General features: G+C 40.2%; 18 protein-coding genes and 1 riboswitch. Of the genes, 5 read left to right on the top strand and 13 right to left on the bottom strand.

Annotation, left to right across the window (positions count from 1 at the left end; translation table 11 throughout):
- Positions 1-59: 59 nt before the first annotated feature.
- The 5 genes from NST15_RS06670 to NST15_RS06650 all read right to left on the bottom strand — a co-directional run bounded on the left by NST15_RS06670 (position 60) and on the right by NST15_RS06650 (position 5,408).
- Positions 60-1,979: a heavy metal translocating P-type ATPase gene (locus NST15_RS06670; protein ID WP_017367132.1), complete on the bottom strand. Its 1,920-nt coding sequence runs from the start codon at positions 1,977-1,979 to the stop codon at positions 60-62.
- A gap of 295 nt (positions 1,980-2,274) precedes the next feature.
- Positions 2,275-2,763 (bottom strand): endospore biogenesis thiol-disulfide oxidoreductase StoA, encoded by a 489-nt coding sequence (gene stoA / locus NST15_RS06665; protein WP_047946017.1) that lies wholly within the window; start codon positions 2,761-2,763, stop codon positions 2,275-2,277.
- A 54-nt stretch (positions 2,764-2,817) separates the two neighbouring features.
- A complete protein-coding gene (locus NST15_RS06660; protein ID WP_017359440.1) occupies positions 2,818-4,134 on the bottom strand; it encodes a polysaccharide biosynthesis protein in 1,317 nt (438 codons plus the stop codon).
- A 113-nt stretch (positions 4,135-4,247) separates the two neighbouring features.
- Entirely contained in the window at positions 4,248-4,907 is a 660-nt protein-coding gene (locus NST15_RS06655) for a cell wall hydrolase (protein ID WP_074042066.1), read from the bottom strand.
- Between the two features lie 306 nt (positions 4,908-5,213).
- Entirely contained in the window at positions 5,214-5,408 is a 195-nt protein-coding gene (locus NST15_RS06650) for a hypothetical protein (protein WP_008348081.1), read from the bottom strand.
- A gap of 167 nt (positions 5,409-5,575) precedes the next feature.
- Here NST15_RS06650 and NST15_RS06645 point away from each other — a divergent pair, with 167 nt between their 5' ends.
- Positions 5,576-5,764 (top strand): DUF2187 family protein, encoded by a 189-nt coding sequence (locus tag NST15_RS06645; RefSeq protein ID WP_003211747.1) that lies wholly within the window; start codon positions 5,576-5,578, stop codon positions 5,762-5,764.
- Between the two features lie 124 nt (positions 5,765-5,888).
- Here the strand turns inward: NST15_RS06645 and NST15_RS06640 are convergent, their stop codons facing one another.
- The 6 genes from NST15_RS06640 to NST15_RS06615 all read right to left on the bottom strand — a co-directional run bounded on the left by NST15_RS06640 (position 5,889) and on the right by NST15_RS06615 (position 10,018).
- Positions 5,889-6,107 (bottom strand): hypothetical protein, encoded by a 219-nt coding sequence (locus tag NST15_RS06640; RefSeq protein ID WP_035700544.1) that lies wholly within the window; start codon positions 6,105-6,107, stop codon positions 5,889-5,891.
- A 258-nt stretch (positions 6,108-6,365) separates the two neighbouring features.
- On the bottom strand, positions 6,366-6,863 hold the full coding sequence (queF, locus tag NST15_RS06635; protein WP_003211403.1) for a preQ(1) synthase: 498 nt from the start codon (positions 6,861-6,863) through the stop codon (positions 6,366-6,368).
- Between the two features lie 15 nt (positions 6,864-6,878).
- Positions 6,879-7,610, bottom strand: a complete 732-nt coding sequence (gene queE, locus NST15_RS06630) for a 7-carboxy-7-deazaguanine synthase QueE (protein WP_008348085.1) — start codon at positions 7,608-7,610, stop codon at positions 6,879-6,881.
- Positions 7,603-8,043, bottom strand: coding sequence for a 6-carboxytetrahydropterin synthase QueD (gene queD / locus NST15_RS06625; protein ID WP_108611225.1), 441 nt, complete (start codon positions 8,041-8,043; stop codon positions 7,603-7,605). The genes queE and queD overlap by 8 nt, the downstream gene beginning before the upstream one ends.
- Positions 8,044-8,700, bottom strand: coding sequence for a 7-cyano-7-deazaguanine synthase QueC (queC, locus tag NST15_RS06620; RefSeq protein WP_235655701.1), 657 nt, complete (start codon positions 8,698-8,700; stop codon positions 8,044-8,046).
- 158 nt (positions 8,701-8,858) lie between these two features.
- A riboswitch (PreQ1 riboswitch) is annotated at positions 8,859-8,903 on the bottom strand.
- 71 nt (positions 8,904-8,974) lie between these two features.
- Positions 8,975-10,018 carry a hypothetical protein gene (locus tag NST15_RS06615; protein ID WP_108611227.1) on the bottom strand — a complete coding sequence of 348 codons (1,044 nt, stop codon included), beginning with the start codon at positions 10,016-10,018 and terminating at the stop codon, positions 8,975-8,977.
- Positions 10,019-10,263: 245 nt separating this feature from the next.
- Between NST15_RS06615 and NST15_RS06610 the strand changes: the two genes are divergently transcribed.
- The 3 genes from NST15_RS06610 to motB all read left to right on the top strand — a co-directional run bounded on the left by NST15_RS06610 (position 10,264) and on the right by motB (position 14,487).
- Positions 10,264-12,369, top strand: coding sequence for an ATP-dependent Clp protease ATP-binding subunit (locus NST15_RS06610; RefSeq protein ID WP_342498954.1), 2,106 nt, complete (start codon positions 10,264-10,266; stop codon positions 12,367-12,369).
- Positions 12,370-12,932: 563 nt separating this feature from the next.
- Positions 12,933-13,727: a flagellar motor stator protein MotA gene (gene motA / locus NST15_RS06605; RefSeq protein WP_008346088.1), complete on the top strand. Its 795-nt coding sequence runs from the start codon at positions 12,933-12,935 to the stop codon at positions 13,725-13,727.
- Positions 13,720-14,487: a flagellar motor protein MotB gene (gene motB, locus NST15_RS06600; RefSeq protein ID WP_342498953.1), complete on the top strand. Its 768-nt coding sequence runs from the start codon at positions 13,720-13,722 to the stop codon at positions 14,485-14,487. Before motA ends, motB begins: the two co-directional genes overlap by 8 nt.
- A gap of 179 nt (positions 14,488-14,666) precedes the next feature.
- On the opposite strand, the gene NST15_RS06595 is transcribed toward motB, so the two are convergent.
- Positions 14,667-15,122: a MarR family transcriptional regulator gene (locus NST15_RS06595; RefSeq protein WP_003211701.1), complete on the bottom strand. Its 456-nt coding sequence runs from the start codon at positions 15,120-15,122 to the stop codon at positions 14,667-14,669.
- A gap of 204 nt (positions 15,123-15,326) precedes the next feature.
- Between NST15_RS06595 and NST15_RS06590 the strand changes: the two genes are divergently transcribed.
- Positions 15,327-16,826, top strand: coding sequence for an ATP-binding protein (locus NST15_RS06590; protein WP_008346092.1), 1,500 nt, complete (start codon positions 15,327-15,329; stop codon positions 16,824-16,826).
- 51 nt (positions 16,827-16,877) lie between these two features.
- Here the strand turns inward: NST15_RS06590 and NST15_RS06585 are convergent, their stop codons facing one another.
- Positions 16,878-17,120: an aspartyl-phosphate phosphatase Spo0E family protein gene (locus NST15_RS06585; RefSeq protein ID WP_008346101.1), complete on the bottom strand. Its 243-nt coding sequence runs from the start codon at positions 17,118-17,120 to the stop codon at positions 16,878-16,880.
- Between the last annotated feature and the right edge of the window lie 50 nt (positions 17,121-17,170).

The raw sequence follows: 17,170 nt of genomic DNA, 5'->3' as shown, positions 1-17,170 counted from the left end.
TTCACTGTATTTCGCACAAAAGCGCACTGACCTAAAGCCAGTGCGCTTTTGTGATTTGCTTAAGAAGCACGAAGCAAACGAAGTCCGTTTAAAATAACCAAAATCGTACTGCCTTCATGCCCAATGACACCAAAAGGTAAATCAAGAACTTGTAAGAAATTCGCACAGATTAACAAACAAATAACTGTTAATGAAAAGATGATGTTTTGTTTAATGATTCGGTTCATCTTTCTTGAAAGACGGATCATCTTTGTTAGATTGTTTAAGTTATTTTTCATTAAAATGAGGTCTGCTGTTTCTAAAGCAACATCTGTACCTCCGCCCATTGCGACGCCAACATCTGCTGTGGCGAGTGCAGGTGCATCATTGATTCCATCTCCGACCATAATGATCGAATCACCTTGTTTTTTCAGTTGATTGACTTCATGTACCTTTTCATCTGGAAGACATTCAGCGACAACGGTTTGGATGCCTGCTTCCTCTGCAATCGCTTCAGCTGTTTTTTGCTGATCCCCTGTGAGCATGACGGTTTGGATGCCTAAATCATTCAGCTCCTGAATCATTTTTTTGGCTTCAGGTCTGATTTGATCTTTCAAACCGAGACAGCCGACAACTTCTTGATTTTTTTGAACATAGACAACTGTATATCCTTTGGATGAAAGAACATCACCATTCTCTTCAATGTCACGATCCATTGAAGCTTTTCCGGCAAAATCTTTCTTCCCAATCCGCCATGTGTCCTCATTTAATTGTGCTTCCACACCAAAACCTGATGTTTCTTCAATGGTTACGTGGGCTGCCCGCTCTGTATGATGCTCTTTTGCCATATCAGAAATGGCTTTAGCTAATGGATGGTTTGACTGACTTTCAATTTGATAGAGCGCTTGATAAAAGGTCGATTCATCTTGCCCTTTTGCCAAAACTACTTTTTCAACAGCTGGTTTTCCACTTGTAATCGTACCCGTTTTATCAAATGCAATCATCGTACTTGTGCCCAGTTTTTCTAAAAAGACACTTCCTTTTACAAGCATACCGTTTCTTGCACCGTTTGAGATGAGTGAAAGAGCTGCTGGCATAATTGAGGCAACAAGTGCACAAGGCGAAGCAACCACCATAAACACCATCGCACGGTAAAACGTTTCACTCATGCTCCAGCCAAGTACAAAATGAGGCAGGAACATTAAAATCGCCACAGTGATGAGTACACCTTTTACATATGCACCTTCAAATTTTTCAATAAATGCTTGGCTTGGCGATACACTTTCTTGTGCAGATTCCACAAGCTTAATGATTTTATGAAAAAGTGTTTCTTCATTATGTTTTGTTACTTCTACTGTTAATGAACCATTTAAATTCACTGTTCCTGCAAACACATCTTCCCCTTGCCCTTTTTCCTGAGGCACCGATTCACCCGTTAAGGCAGATTCGTCTACACTTGTTCTTCCGCTCATGATCACACCATCTGCTGCAATTCGTTCGCCCGCTTTGATTAAAATACGGTCGCCTGGCGTAAGTGAAGAAGCAGCGATTTGGATGGTGGTGCCATCTTCTTCAATTAAAGTGGCTTCATCTGGAGCGATACTCATTAAAGCCGTTAAGTCTTTTTTACTTTTATTTGACGTATACGTTTCTAGCGCACCGCTAAGCGAAAAAATAAAAATTAAAATGGCGCCCTCTGCCCAGTAGCCAATGATCGCTGAGCCTATCGCAGCAAATATCATTAAAAGTTCTACATTTAATGTCTTGGATGAAATGGTTTCTTCAATTCCTTCCTTTGCCTTTGCAAAACCACCAATAACAAAAGCAAGAATGAAAAGAGGAATACTCCACATCGTTTCATCCTTTAGAAACCATCCAATCAAGATGAGAATCCCCGAAATGCCTGCTGCGATTAATTCTCCGTGCTGTGCCCATTTTTGAAAGAGCGAGTTGGATCCTTTTTGATCTGTCGTTTGATAAAGTGCTGTATTCTCATTCATGATTACTTTCTCCTCTCTAATTGATAATGATTTTCACATTATCAATCGTTGCCCGTTCCGTTTATCATCTATATTTTCTGCTATTTCAAGCTTTTTATAGGTCTGTAACTCATTATAACAGGTTCTGATCAATTTTCAATTAATAATTATTATAATTTCTTTTTGATAATAATTATCATTATTAGTGTCCGACATTTCTTCCTCTTTCTGAGCACATTTTATTCATCTGAAAGGTAATTGAACACAAAAAAGAACCAACGGATCGCCCATTGGTTCTTTACAGAAAGCTTGTGTTCTACGAATTTGTCCACTCTTTGATTTGTTTTTTCGTCAGCGGACCTACATGGTTTTTGACCACTTCACCCTTTTCATTGATGAAAAAGGTCGTCGGGATCGTAATGATTTGGTATTTCTTCATCATTTCTCCGTGTTCATCGAGAACGATCGGAAATGTGAACTTTCTGTCTTTCACAAATTGAGCAACTGCATGCTTGCTTTGCTCAGCACCAAGTAAATTCACAGTTAGTATGTCTACATCACTTTGATTTTCTTTCACGATCTGTTCAAAGGCTGGCAGCTCCATTTTGCAGGACGGGCACCACGTTGTCCAAAAATGCAGAATGGTCCGCTTCCCTTTCACCGGGATCACCTGCGTTTCACCTGTTAATGTAGGAGCTTCTATCCTCGGCGCCATTACAGGCTCTTTTGCTTCAGCCTCTATGCTCATCAGAAATAAAAGAAGGGTCATCATGAGAAGACTGGCGGGTAGATATTTACGATTCATCAGCATCTTCCTTCCTGATTTTCCTATAGCTTGCCCGCTAGCTGCACATGACATTCAAGCTTTTTTCAATGTAAGAAACATGGAGACGCCGAGTTCCTTGCAAATCGTCGCATAATGCAAAGCCGTTAATAGCAGCATCCCCGTGTTCATTCCTAAGATAACGCCCATCATATTTAAGGATTCGATGGATCCTAGGAAATACACCATAGAGAACGACACCACGTGCACCCATATATTATGTAGGAACACATCTTTAATGAGACCCATACCAATTAAACACGCTTGAAACGGCATCACGAACAAGTGACATAAGAAGTAAGGCCATAGCAGCTGCAAGTAGACGGCTGCTTGAGGTGAGTCAAAAAAGAGCTGCGTGAGCGGATAAGCGAAATAATACATGATCATCACCGCTGGCACCCCGTATCCAAACGTAATGAGAATCGCTTGTCTGACACGTTTTTTCACGAGATCATACTGCCCCAAGGCATAGGCTTCTGATACATTCGGAATCATCACAATCATAATGGAATGAGCGATAAACGCCGGAAAAAAACCAATCGACATCGCTACGCCAGCAAGCATTCCGTAATGATCAACAGCAAGCGTACCAGAAATGCCCGCTGCAACGAGGGCTCCTTTGATTAAAAACGGTTCAATCGCATTGGCAATGGCATGAAAGATACGCATACCTGTTGTCGGAATGGAGACTGCTAACAAACGTTTTCTGACGTCAATCCCTCTTAACTCAACCGATCTGACATTCACAGCATTTTTTGCCATGACGTATTGGGAATATAAATAGATAAAGACAACGAGATCACTTGCAACAATCACACCAATCGCGATAAGCACCGCTGTTTCAATATCAAACGAATACCAATGAAAAAACAAAAACAAACAGATAAGCTGGATCGTTTTTTTCAGCATATTGGCAAGAGCAATTCTGCCCATTTGCTGCTTGCCCATAAAATAGCCGCGTGCAATGGAAGTAAATGCGATGATCGGAATAAGTGACAGAACCAAGCCCTTCATCAGCGGATGATACGATTGAAATACAGGAATGAAAGGCAGTACAATGGCTGCTATTGCCGTTGTTGTGCATGTCACCACAAGCGTCATTTTAAATGCATGGCGAAGCATACTTTTATGAAGCCGCTCATGCGATTCTGCAATGAATTTAGAAATGGAGACTGGCAGCTCTAAGCTGGCGATCACAAGCACAAGCATGATGATGGGAAGGATGCTCATATATAAACCCATTCCATGTTCTCCAAGCTCTCTCGCTAAAATCATATTGACTAAAAACTCGATACACTCAGCAATGAAAGCTGCGACAGATAGCAGAATGACCCCTTTTACAAATCGATTCATGTAGCCTCCCCTTGTCTAAAAGCAAATTCTTTTCACATTCTATGAGACAAGTCCTGAAAATATTTTAATAATTGAAGACAAAAAAACAGCGACTGATTGATCGCTGCTTTTCTTTACACTGCAAACACATGACGGCCAATGCGTTCTACAATTTTACGAGAACGAATCCAGTTATCTGTCGCCGTTTTTGGATTATAAAAATAAATCGCCTTTGTTGTTCTGTCATCTTCTTTGACAACCTGCTTCACAGCTTTTACGGAATCCTGGTCTGCCTTATCATTGATACTTCCATTTGATACGGGCTGGAAGGCATTTCGCTGATAAATCACGCCTCTGACACTGTCAGGAAAAGAGCGGTGTTCTACGCGGTTTAAGACGACGCTTGCTACCGCTTTTTTCCCGGCGTAAGATTCACCTTTTGCTTCGGCATGTACCAACCGAGAAAGCAAGTCCATTTCTTCATTAGAATAGTGTGATTGATTTCTTGAGCTTGCTGGCTTTGCCGTTTCCTTTTTCTTCGGCTTCGGCTTCGGTTTTGATGCCTTTTCCTCTGTTGACGTGCTTAGCATTTTCACTTTAGGCTGATGTTTCTCCTCTGAAAACGCTGGGATCACGGTATGCTTTTCATCTTGATCTATATATGAAAGCTGATGCTTTACAGGTGCTTGTCCAAGTTTCTGACTTAATGTGCCTTCTTGCTCTTGTATATTGTCCATCTTGATCGCTGAGATGAGCATAAGGATGGCAAAAAGAGCTGTATGAATTTTGATCATTCGCCTCATTCCTCCTTTAATCAATGTAGGCTGTAAGATACTTGTCCACTCTAACAAGAGCTTCTTCTATTTTCACGCACAAAGATTTTCATGCCTGTCCAAATTCCGTCATTAAATGGCATGTCCTAGTTGAAATACGCATGAACTGGTAATGTAAGCGTTTAACATAGTCTCTTTTTAGCCTATAATCATCCTTATGCTCCTGATTATGGGTTATTACATTTTCTTTTCATATGTATCAAGCTGGTTTGAAGTGTGACAAAAGAACCAAAATAAAAAGCTTTTTCTCATGAATGAGAAAAAGCTTTAGCTTCTTGCTTCTTTAAGATATTCAAAAATAACATCTCCACCATGCTTGGCGATTCCGCGAAAATGTTTAAAATCATCTTGATTGACCAATACAGAACGAAATGTTAAAAAATCATCCTTTTGAATGGTCACTTGTTTTTCAGTTCCATTCCGTAATGATTCTAGTATTGTGTTGATGTGTTCTTCAGTCAAAAAAACCGCTCCTTTTCAGCCTTGATCAAATATTAAATATACCATTCGTTTTCAAAGCGTACAACGAAAACGAAAGAAAAACGTCTTTATCCTTTACATTGGTATGAAAATATTGCAAAATACTTTTTAATAGGGAATGAAATCTGTTTTTAAAGGAGAGGGATCGGTTGAAGATTGCAAAAATTGGGAATGTGATCGAATTTAGAAATGGTTTAACAGGTGTAGTTGAAAAAGTGAATGAAAACTCTGTTATTGTGGATGTCACCATTATGGACAACTATAGAGATTTAGAACTGGATTCACTAACAGTCGTTAATCATAAAAACTATAAAATCATCAAAGACTCCGTACATTAATTTGCAATCCTCAATTCAGACTACCGTTACATAAGGATATACACAGCAAAGCTGACTCGTGTGACAGCTCTGTTCTCTTTTGACAATCACATATGAAAAAGGCTGACAACCATATAAAGTGGCGTCAGTCTTTTTGCGCGTGAAAGGTTTGCATTTCCGCTTTTGTTTTGTACATGTCAACTTCTTCAGGTGTTATCACGCCTTTATCAATTAAAAGGGCGATCACTCCAAGTAATGTGGAGGCACTCCATTTATATCGTTCTTTGTTTTGATGTTCAAGCATCTGAAGCTCTTCCTTTAATTCCATCAGTAGCTTCTCTGTTTTGTCTTCTTTGTTTGCCAACACAAACGCCCCCATTTCCATTCGCTCATTTCAATTTTATCTTAAAGTAAATATATCAAGAATAAAAGCACGATACACCTTTACAAACATACGTTCTGTCGTGTATACTATACATACGAGCTGGTAGCCCCCAGCCGTCCTAGCAAGTTCTATTCCTATTGGTATGAGAAGAGTGACATGACTCTTCTCTTTTTTTATGCGCCATGATGATCTATTCCATAAAAAAAGACATGTCATCCGCATGTCTTTTCTTATTAATTAGCGATTATCAATCGTTTCTGGATACATATCGTGATTCATCATACGATACGATGCCATCTCTTCATACTTTGTCCCAGGTTTTCCGTAGTTCGTGTACGGATCAATTGAAATACCGCCTCTTGGTGTAAATTTGCCCCATACTTCGATATATCTTGGGTCCATTAATTCAATGAGGTCGTTCATGATAATATTCATACAATCCTCATGGAAGTCACCGTGGTTACGGAAGCTGAACAAATATAATTTTAATGATTTACTTTCGACCATGATTTCATTTGGGATGTAGCTGATATACACGGTCGCAAAATCTGGCTGCCCTGTTTGCGGGCAAAGTGATGTGAATTCTGGGCAGTTGAATTTCACAAAATAATCTCTATTCGTATGTTTATTCGGGAACGTTTCAAGCACTTGTGGTGCATAGTCAAACAAGTAATTCGTCCCCTGGTTTCCTAGTAAAGTGACACCTTCTAATTCTTCTGGTTTTCTTGTCGTCATTTTGTCTCTTCCTTTCTATACGCCTCGTTTATTTCCCCACAATAGCGTGTGCAGCTGTGGTAGGACTCTCACACGATTCAAATCAGGATCTTGCGCTACTTGATCTACAAGCATTTCGTATTTCTTTAATAAGTGCGTTAATAAGTACGCATCATCAGCTGTTGTTGTATCATCATTTCCCACCTGCAAATAAAAGGGGAGTTCTGGGTATTTCGCATGAACATCCTTTGCATAGGCTAGATCAAGATCATCAAAGATCACGACCTTCAGGCTTGCATGATGCAACCTGTTTCCATTTTTCAATTCATCTATGATACGCGTTAGTTTCGTGAAATCGGTTTTCATATTAGAACTTGGTGGCTTTGGAGAAATGGTTAAATCATCTATCTTCAAAAACCAATCTTGATACATCGTTCCCTGCGTTTCAAGCGCCGTATCAATTCCTTCTTCATGCAATAAATCAATAAGTGATTCCATTTGTTTTAAAAGCGCAGGATTCCCACCTGAAATGGTGACATGAGAAAATGCCTTTCCACCTATTCTCTTCAGCTCTTTTACAATATCCTCTGCCTGAAGCCACTGAATATCATGCTTAGCTGATCCATCCCATGTAAAAGATGAATCACACCAGCTGCAAGAGTAGTCACAGCCAGCCGTTCTGACAAACATGGTTTTTTGGCCAATGACCATTCCTTCTCCTTGAATGGTTGGACCAAAGATTTCTAAGACAGGAATCGCTTTAGTCATTGAGATCAACTCGTTTCGGACGGTAAATGCAGTAGCTTGTTGGTGTCTCTCTGACAAAAACTTGAACACATGTCGGCTTGTTCGCTAAAGTCGTTAAATATGCGGCCACTTTATCATACACAGTCTTTGCGACAACCTCAGTGGTTGGCATCGCGTATGGATCATTTGATGAGAATTCTTCATGATCATTGAGCAGTGTATGGTCGTACTGTCCATGAATGAGTTTTTTTAGCGTGCTAAAATTCACAAGGAAACCTGAATCATCTAGATGATCTCCTGCAATCGTAATGTTAATCGTATACGTATGACCATGTACGCGGCTACAAGCGCCAGCATCTTCTCTCGGGATAAAATGGGCTGCCGATACATGCATATCTTTATTTAATTCAAACGAAAAAGGGTGATTCGTCTGTGGATAGATTTGAGAAAGCATTTAGTTCGCCTCCTTCATGTCCATATAAGTGTCATAGCCATTTTTCCGAAGCTTACATGCAGGACATTCCCCGCAGCCATCAGAAATGATGCCATTATAGCAAGTGAGTGTTTCATTTTTCACAAAATCTAGCGCATTCAGTTCATCAGCCAGCTTCCACGTTTCAGCTTTATTCAGCCACATGAGCGGCGTATGGATGACAAATGGTTTTTCCATTGCCAAATTCACCGTGACGTTACAAGATTTCACAAACTCATCTCGGCAATCTGGGTAGCCGCTAAAGTCTGTCTCGCACACACCCGTGATAATATGACGTGCTCCAATTTGATACGCAAGAATGGATGCAAAGGATAAGAAAACTAAGTTTCTCCCCGGAACAAATGTGGAAGGCAGTTCTCCTTCTTTTTCTTCAATATCAATGTCATCTCTTGTTAAGGCATTTGGTGCAAGCTGATTTAAAAGAGACATATTTAATAGATGATTTTTCACACCTAGCTTGTCAGCAATTCTTTTGGCGACATCAATTTCTTCTTGATGACGCTGATTATAATGAAAGGTTACCGTTTCAACCTCTTTAAATTGTTGAAGTGCCCATAGTAAACATGTCGTACTGTCCTGTCCCCCGCTAAAGACAACGACCGCTTTTTCATTTTTCATTTTCCTTTTCCTCCTTTTGCAGACCCGTACCACCGCACAAAGCTGCATCTGAAAGGTTCATGAAAACCCCTATTTTTCTCAAAAGAAAAGACACCTTTACATGTGTATGAGGTGTCCCAGCCATAAAAAATAAAAAATGCCACATCCAAGGATACGGCAAGTCCTTAGTTTTTTATAGAGGGTTTTGCTAGAACCTCTCCCGTTTTCACGGATTTTTGTTCAATTTTCACAGAGGATAGTGTACCACATAATTGGTGTACAAGCTATCCCTTCTTTACTTATCACGTGATGCAGGCACTTTTTTCAGACAAAGAAAGAGGATAAAAAAGATACTGACATAGCCAAAAACAGGGTAAACCGTTGAAATGAGTGTGCCGTATCCAATTTTACTGATCACATAACAGCAAAGCAGAATAAAGGATATCGTATACATACTGTTCAATCGGATATACGCCCTCACTTGCCTTTCGAGACCGTATAAATTCCCTATAACAGATGTAAAGACTTCACCGAAGATCACGAATAAATAGACGAGATGAATGGAGTTTGCGACTTGATACACCACTTGGGCCATCGGAATATCATACGCTTCCAGCATTTCTAATGAAGAAAGGGATAAAAAGCAGGCGAGCAGAATGAGTGTCAGCATCAGACCCCCAAGCACCGCTCCTTTTTTTATCACGGCTTCGGATGTCATTTCGTTTGCGACCGGCACTAATACGGCTTGAGACAGCGCTAAATTAAATGCACCATATGAAATCGCAGACAACATCCATTCGCCCTCTCCCATTTGCAGCCCCAGGACGTGGCTTTCACCGCTACTAAACACAAATGAGTCTAGAAACACAATCAGCGAAAAGAAAATCAGCATTGGAACGACAAGTACATTGACACCAAATAACCCTTTTGACCCTTTAAAAAGGACAATGACACTTAAAATAATCGTTAAAAAAATACCATATTCTTTTGAGATGCCAAGTTGTTCTTCAAAAATAGCGCCTGCGCCAGAAATCATCACTGACGTCACACCTAGTAATATAAAAAACATGACGATGTTAATATATCGACTCGCAGCAGCTCCAAATAAAAACCGATTCATATCTTGATAAGACTCCGCTTCAATTCGTTTGGAAATCAGCATCATTTTTGCGCCAAGGCCGGTAAAAATAACACCGCTAATCAAAATCCCGATCAATCCAATCCAGCCAAAACGAACAAAAAATTCTACGATTTCTTTTCCTGTCGCAAACCCAGCTCCAACCACTGTTCCTACATATACAAAGGCAAGCTGAAAAGCGGATTCATTTGAACGTTTCATATGACCCCTCCGCACCCATCACTTTCGATTGTCTCTTTTTTATCCTATGAGACAAGTTCCTTGAAAAGAAGGACAAACCATGATTAAATGCAAAAAAGGATTTTTCATTCAGCGATGAGCAAAACAGTTGAAAGTCAAAATAGGTCAGAGTATACTATAGTCAAAGATGGTCAAACAACAGACCATTTTATTTAACATTCATTGGTCAAATAAAGTCAAACTTTATTTTAAGGAGGTCTTGGCTCATGCGTTGTCAACATTGTCAAGTAAATGAAGCAACAATTCGCCTGAATATGCAAGTAAATTCGTCCCGTAGCCAAATGGTTTTATGTGAAGACTGCTATACCTCTTTGATGGAACAGTCAAAAATGAAAATGGGTCCTAACCTTTTCGGAGGCAGCTCATTCTTCTCTGAGCAAGCAGGACATGCGACGAGCCAAGAGCAGCCTAAACAAAAAGGCTTGCTAGACGAGCTTGGCCGGAACTTAACGGATGGCGCACATGCTGGTTTAATCGATCCTGTCATTGGCCGTGATGAAGAAGTCACAAGAGTCATTGAGATTTTAAATAGAAGAAATAAAAACAATCCTGTCCTCATTGGTGAACCTGGTGTTGGTAAAACGGCCATAGCCGAAGGACTAGCACTAAAAATTGCAAATGGAGATGTACCAAATAAATTAAAGAACAAACAAGTTTATTTATTAGATGTCTCTTCACTTGTGGCAAACACAGGTGTACGTGGTCAATTTGAGGAACGGATGAAGCAATTAATCAAAGAATTGCAAAGCCGTAAAAATATCATCTTATTCGTTGATGAAATTCATCTTCTTGTAGGCGCAGGCTCTGCCGAAGGGTCAATGGATGCCGGAAACATTTTAAAACCAGCTCTGGCACGAGGGGAACTGCAGCTAGTAGGCGCAACAACATTAAAAGAGTATCGTCAAATTGAAAAAGATGCTGCCCTTGAACGCAGGTTCCAGCCCGTCATCGTTGATGAGCCAACACAGGATGAAGCATTCGAGATATTAAAAGGCATTCAAGATAAGTATGAAGCCTATCATGGTGTCACCTATTCTGACGAAGCCATTAAAGCGTGTGTTCAATTATCTTCGCGGTATATTCAAGACCGCCACTTGCCAGATAAAGCCATTGATTTAATGGATGAAGCAGGTTCAAAAGCGAATCTCTCCATTGATGCAGTAAGTGAAGATGAATTAACAAACCGTCTTGCGCAAATTGCCGCTGAAAAACAAGCTGCTTTAAATGAAGAACGATATGAAAAAGCAGCGAAGCTTCGAGACGAAGAAGAAGCGATTGAAGCGAGATTGCAAAACAAAACAAATGTCAAAGAACATGTCGTCACAGCTGAGGACATTCAGTCGATTGTAGAACAAAAAACAGGTATCCCTGTCGGCAAACTGCAAGCAGACGAACAAACAAAAATGAAAGAAATTGATGTGCGCTTAAAAGCCCGCGTCATTGGTCAGGAACATGCGGTTGAAAAAGTGGCGAAAGCCGTAAAAAGAAGCAGAGCCGGCTTAAAATCAAAACACAGACCAACTGGCTCCTTCCTTTTCGTTGGGCCAACAGGCGTCGGGAAAACCGAATTGTCTAAAACATTAGCGGAAGAATTATTTGGCTCAAAAGAAGCGATCATTCGTTTAGATATGAGTGAGTACATGGAGAAACACTCCGTGTCCAAAATCATCGGTTCTCCTCCTGGTTACGTTGGACATGATGAAGCCGGCCAGCTCACGGAAAAAGTTCGCAGAAAACCATACAGCATCATTTTGCTCGATGAAATCGAAAAAGCGCACCCTGATGTCCAGCATATGTTCCTTCAAATCATGGAAGATGGCCGTCTAACAGACAGCCAAGGCAGAACCGTCAGCTTTAAAGACACAGTCATCATTATGACAAGTAACGCTGGCAGCACAGATAAAAAAGCGGTCAAAGTCGGATTCCAGTCTGAACAAAAAGAAGCCATCGAAGAACAATCATTGATTGATTCACTGAGCGCTTATTTCAAACCGGAATTCTTGAACCGTTTTGACAGCATCATTCAGTTTGATTCATTAGATAAAGACGATTTAGTCAAAATTGTGGATCTTCTGCTCAAAGATTTGTCAGAGCAGTTAAAAGAACAAAATCTAACTGTTCACGTCACAAACGAAGCGAAAGAAAAAATCGCTGAACTTGGTTATCATCCAGCATTTGGGGCTCGTCCGTTACGAAGAACGATTCAAGAGCATGTTGAGGATCAAATGACGGACATCTTGCTTGAAGAAGAACAACTTACTGGATTTACAGTCGATGTTGAACATGACGAAATTGTTGTGAAAAAGAGCTAAGTACATCCTAAGGAGGATCTTCAGCTCCATCATGTGGCAGTGTCTAAATTCCATCTGAGCGCCGACGCTCCCCCGCCTCTTTTCCTTTACGATAAAAGAAAAAGAGGTGGAACACATGGATCACATGATCAATTGGAACTACGATTTGATCAAAATCATACATGAAGAAAAATTAAAAGAATTGCTCTTAGATGAAACAGCTCAAAAAAGATGAAGTTTCCAGATTGTTGACACAGGGCTAAAATGAACTTGATTTTAGCCCTGTGTCTTCTTTTCAGCGTGATAGAAAACCTTTGCAGCCCTAGGAAGGACGAGTACTGGCGCGGAGCGAATGTAACATTCGTGAGCACCAGCACGCAGGACTGACAAAGAATGCGAGGGTTTGGCTACACGCTGAAAACTCCCTTTTATATGAGGGAGTTTCTTTTTTTATGGCTTTCAGAAAGCGCTTTCGTCAAAATTTCTTCACATAAACTGTCTTAATTTTATATTCTGACTAAAACCCTTCTAGAAGACACCGATATTAACTATAGAAAAAGATAGTTAAAGGATTTGGTGAGATAATGGACAAAACATCGTTAATTGGTATTATTTTAGCATTTATTGCACTGAGTGTCGGTATGGTTTTGAAAGGTGTGAGTCTAACCGCTCTTATCAACCCGGCGGCTATATTGATCATTGTGGTTGGGACAATTTCAGCTGTTGTCATTGCCTTCCCATCTAGTGAAATTAAGAAAACACCAAAATTATTCGGCAAAATTTTCAAAGATAGCAAGCTTCCAACGATACAAGAAATGATTCCTCTATTTTCAAACTGGGCACAAATTGCTCGTCGTGAAGGTCTTTTGGCATTAGAGGCAAATCTTGAGGAAGTCGATGACGATTTTCTAAAGAACGGCTTAAGCATGGCGGTTGACGGTCAAAGTGCTGAATTTATTCGCGACGTCTTAACAGAAGAAGTCGATGCCATGTCGGAGAGACATCAGTCAGGCGCATTAATCTTTACACAAGCTGGTACATACGCTCCGACTCTAGGGGTACTTGGTGCCGTTGTCGGACTTATTGCCGCACTTGCAAACATGGGAGACATTGAAGCACTTGGACATGCGATCAGTGCTGCCTTCGTCGCCACACTGCTTGGGATTTTTACAGGGTATGTGTTGTGGCATCCATTTGCCAACAAGCTGAAGCGTAAATCAAAAGAAGAAGTAAAGCTTCGTCTCATTATGATTGAAGGGATTCTTTCTGTCCTTGAAGGCCAGTCTCCAAAGGTCATTGAGCAAAAACTTCTGATGTACTTACCAGCAAAAGAACGTGCAAATCTTGTCATTGAAGAAGGAGAAAAACAGAATGGCTAGGAAACGTAAAAACCATGATCATGAAGACCATGTAGATGAGTCTTGGCTGATCCCTTACGCCGATCTTCTTACGCTTCTTCTCGCCCTCTTCATTGTGCTGTTTGCATCTAGCTCCATTGATGCGGCAAAATATGAACAGATGGCTAAATCGTTTAATGTTGTCTTTACTGGCGGCACTGGCGTAATGGACCAATCAAGCATGCAGAGCACCGAAGAAACAGAAAACAGCAATCAAACCAAAAAATCCGCAGAAGAAGAAGAAGAAGAAGCAAAAGCGAAAGCTCGTGACCAAGCGGTTTTAACAAAGGTTAAAAAGCAAGTAGATTCATTCATTGCGGATAAAAAACTTGGTTCGAAGCTTGAAACAAAGCTGACGGATGAAGGTCTGCTTATTACAATTGAAGACAGCATCTTCTTTGATTCTGGGCGAGCGGTGATCCGCTCGCAGGATGTTCCGTTAGCCAAAGAAATATCCAAGCTGCTCGTCATTAACCCTGCTCGTGACATCGTCATTAGCGGACATACAGATAACGTTCCGATTCGGAATTCTGAATTTGAATCCAACTGGTATTTAAGCGCCATACGTGCGGTCAACTTTTTAAATATTCTCCTTGAAAACAGCAACCTAGACCAAGAGAACTTTAGCACAAAAGGTTACGGTGAATTTAAACCGATTGCCTCTAACGATACCGCAGAAGGCAGAAGTAAAAACAGACGCGTCGAAGTTCTTATTTTGCCAATTGAGAAAAAAGCAAAATAAATAGGAAGCCAGCAGCTTCCTTTCAGATCATGACAAAGGGCTAAAATGATGTTTATTTTAGTCCTTTGTCTTTCTTATGAGCGCGTTTGAAAGCTCTTGTCGTTTATCGGTGCGCAGGACTGACACCATATGCGAGGATTACTCTACATACTAAAAAGGAAGCCAACGGCTTCCTTTGTTTATTCTTTATGGTCATATAAATGCTTGGCACGCAGTCCTACATGTTTGAGCATATCGATGCAGGCATCCTTCTCCTCTTCACTAAGCACACTGATCATCTCGTGAATCTCTTTTGCATGATCTGGGAAGATGTCATCAAGCAACGCTCTTCCCTGCTCCGTAATATGTGCAAATGTCACCCTGCGGTCTTCTGCACAAGCTTTCCGGCTAAGGAGTTCTTTTTTCTCCAATTTATCAACCACATACGTGATGCTTCCGCTTGCGAGTAAGATCTTATCACCTATTTGCTGAAGCGGCTGATCACCTTTATGATACAGCAATTCTAATACAGCAAATTCAGTCGGATTCAGACCGTGCTTCACAATATGTTTGTTCATGTGGTGATTAATGGAGCGATAGGCACGTGATAGTACAATAAATAATTTCAAAGATTTCTCAACATTATGATTTTCCATTTTTTATCATCCTTTATGAAATGCAACCCACTAATGTGACATTAATAAACAATAAGTAAAATGTCAACATGTTGAACCATTTTTAGCATGAAAAAGAGACCAGAACGAATCACCTAATTTTTTAAAAATCTCACAAGTCATCGTAATAAAGATAGGTTCAATGCTATAATAAGTCTATTAGGTAATACGTTGGAGCGATGAATCATGAGTATACTGAAAGGGTTTTGGAAGAAGATCAAGCTTTACCTTATTTTGGTCGTGATTCCAACCCTCATCATTAGTTATTTTATCTACGAAAAAGAAACTGAGAAAATTGATGTAAAAAACAAACAAACCGCTACACTTATGTTAAATATTCACAAAAACCAAATGAATTATTTAATCAGTGAAACAGAAGCAAGATTAACTTCCCTTGCCATGGGATTTGACCAGCCGCTTGAAACGAAAAGAGTACAAAACATCCTAGAGAAAATCTATAAACAAGAACCTCGTTTTTCAGGCCTGTATCTCCTAGACCAAAAAGGAAATGTCACAGCCAGCACCACACCATTAAAGGAAAAAATCAACCTGTCATTTAGAGATTACTTTAAACGTATTCAAGTCACAAAACAGACCGTCATCACAGATAACTATGTAAGCCGCATTACTAAGCAGCGGATTCTCTCCATTTGTGTCCCTGTTTTGAATGAAAACGACGAAGTCACGGATGTGCTAGTCGCTGCGATTCAAATTGATTATTTAAGAAATATTATGAATGTATTAAACCCAGAGCTTCATTTTAAGATGCTGAATCAAAATGGAGACGTTGTGTTTACAAGTGGTCCACAGCCAGCATCTGAAAGTGATAGTACCGTGTCTACATATTTAGATGAAAACAGCTGGAAGCTGGAGGTTTTTCCGCAGCGTGCGACAACAAGTGAAGTACTGTCTGTGATGCTGTTTCCTTTATCCAGTGCATTTATTCTCTTAAATATCTTATTTACACTCGTCCAATATATCATTTTAAGACGACAAACCCAGCAGGAACGCCACCAAAATGAAGCACAAAAACTTGAACTCATTGGAACACTCGCGGCAAGTACAGCCCATGAAATTCGCAATCCATTAACAGGCATTAGCGGGTTTATTCAACTTTTGCAAAAGAAGTATCGTTCAGAAGAGGATCAGCTTTATTTTTCTGTCATCGAGGAAGAAATTAAACGGATTAACCAAATCGTCAGTGAGTTTCTTGTGCTAGGAAAACCAACGGCTGAAAAGTGGCAAAATAATTCTGTGAAAGAAATTGTCAGTGAGATCATGCCAATTGTATTTTCTGAGGCGAACCTTTATAATGTCGAGGTTGATTTGCAAATCAATACCATTCAAGATGTTGGCGTGTATTGCACGAAGGATCACATTAAACAAGTGGTATTGAATGTAGCGAAAAACTCGTTAGAAGCGATGCCAAATGGCGGTCATTTGAAGATTGTCATTGAGGCTGAAAAAGAACAGGTCATCATAAAAGTGAAAGATACAGGTGAAGGTATACCAGAAGAGATGCTGAAACATATCTTCCTCCCTTTTATTACGTCGAAGGAAAAAGGAACAGGTCTTGGGCTTGTTGTGTGTAAACGAATCATTTCGATGTATGGGGGGACAATCGATATCGAGAGCGAAGTGAATAAAGGAACAACCGTGATCATCATGCTCCCTTCTGCACACTAATAGCTGAAACATTCAGCCGGTTTTGCTAATGGCAAGACCGGTTTTTTGATGTCAATAAGAAGGACGATTGACAGAAAGGAGACTCATTTGTGATACAAGATCATGAAAGGAAGCAACAGATTGTTGTTCATGAAAAAGAAGATACTGATACTCATTCATCAGGTTGTCCAGTTCTTGACTATATTTAATTGTCGTCTCACCTGTATAGCCTTCTACTTGAGCAGCTTCTACCATTTGTCTTCTCTTTTCATCAATTGACATTAATAGCTGTTCTTTCCGTACATAAATATTCATGATCTCAGCTCCCGCTATGAATTCGTCTGTCTACGCTCTAAATGATCCGA

Source organism: Bacillus sp. FSL R5-0820 (genome assembly GCF_038593385.1).
GTDB lineage: Bacteria > Bacillota > Bacilli > Bacillales > Bacillaceae > Bacillus > Bacillus altitudinis.
This window is presented reverse-complemented; position numbering and strand designations above follow the sequence as displayed.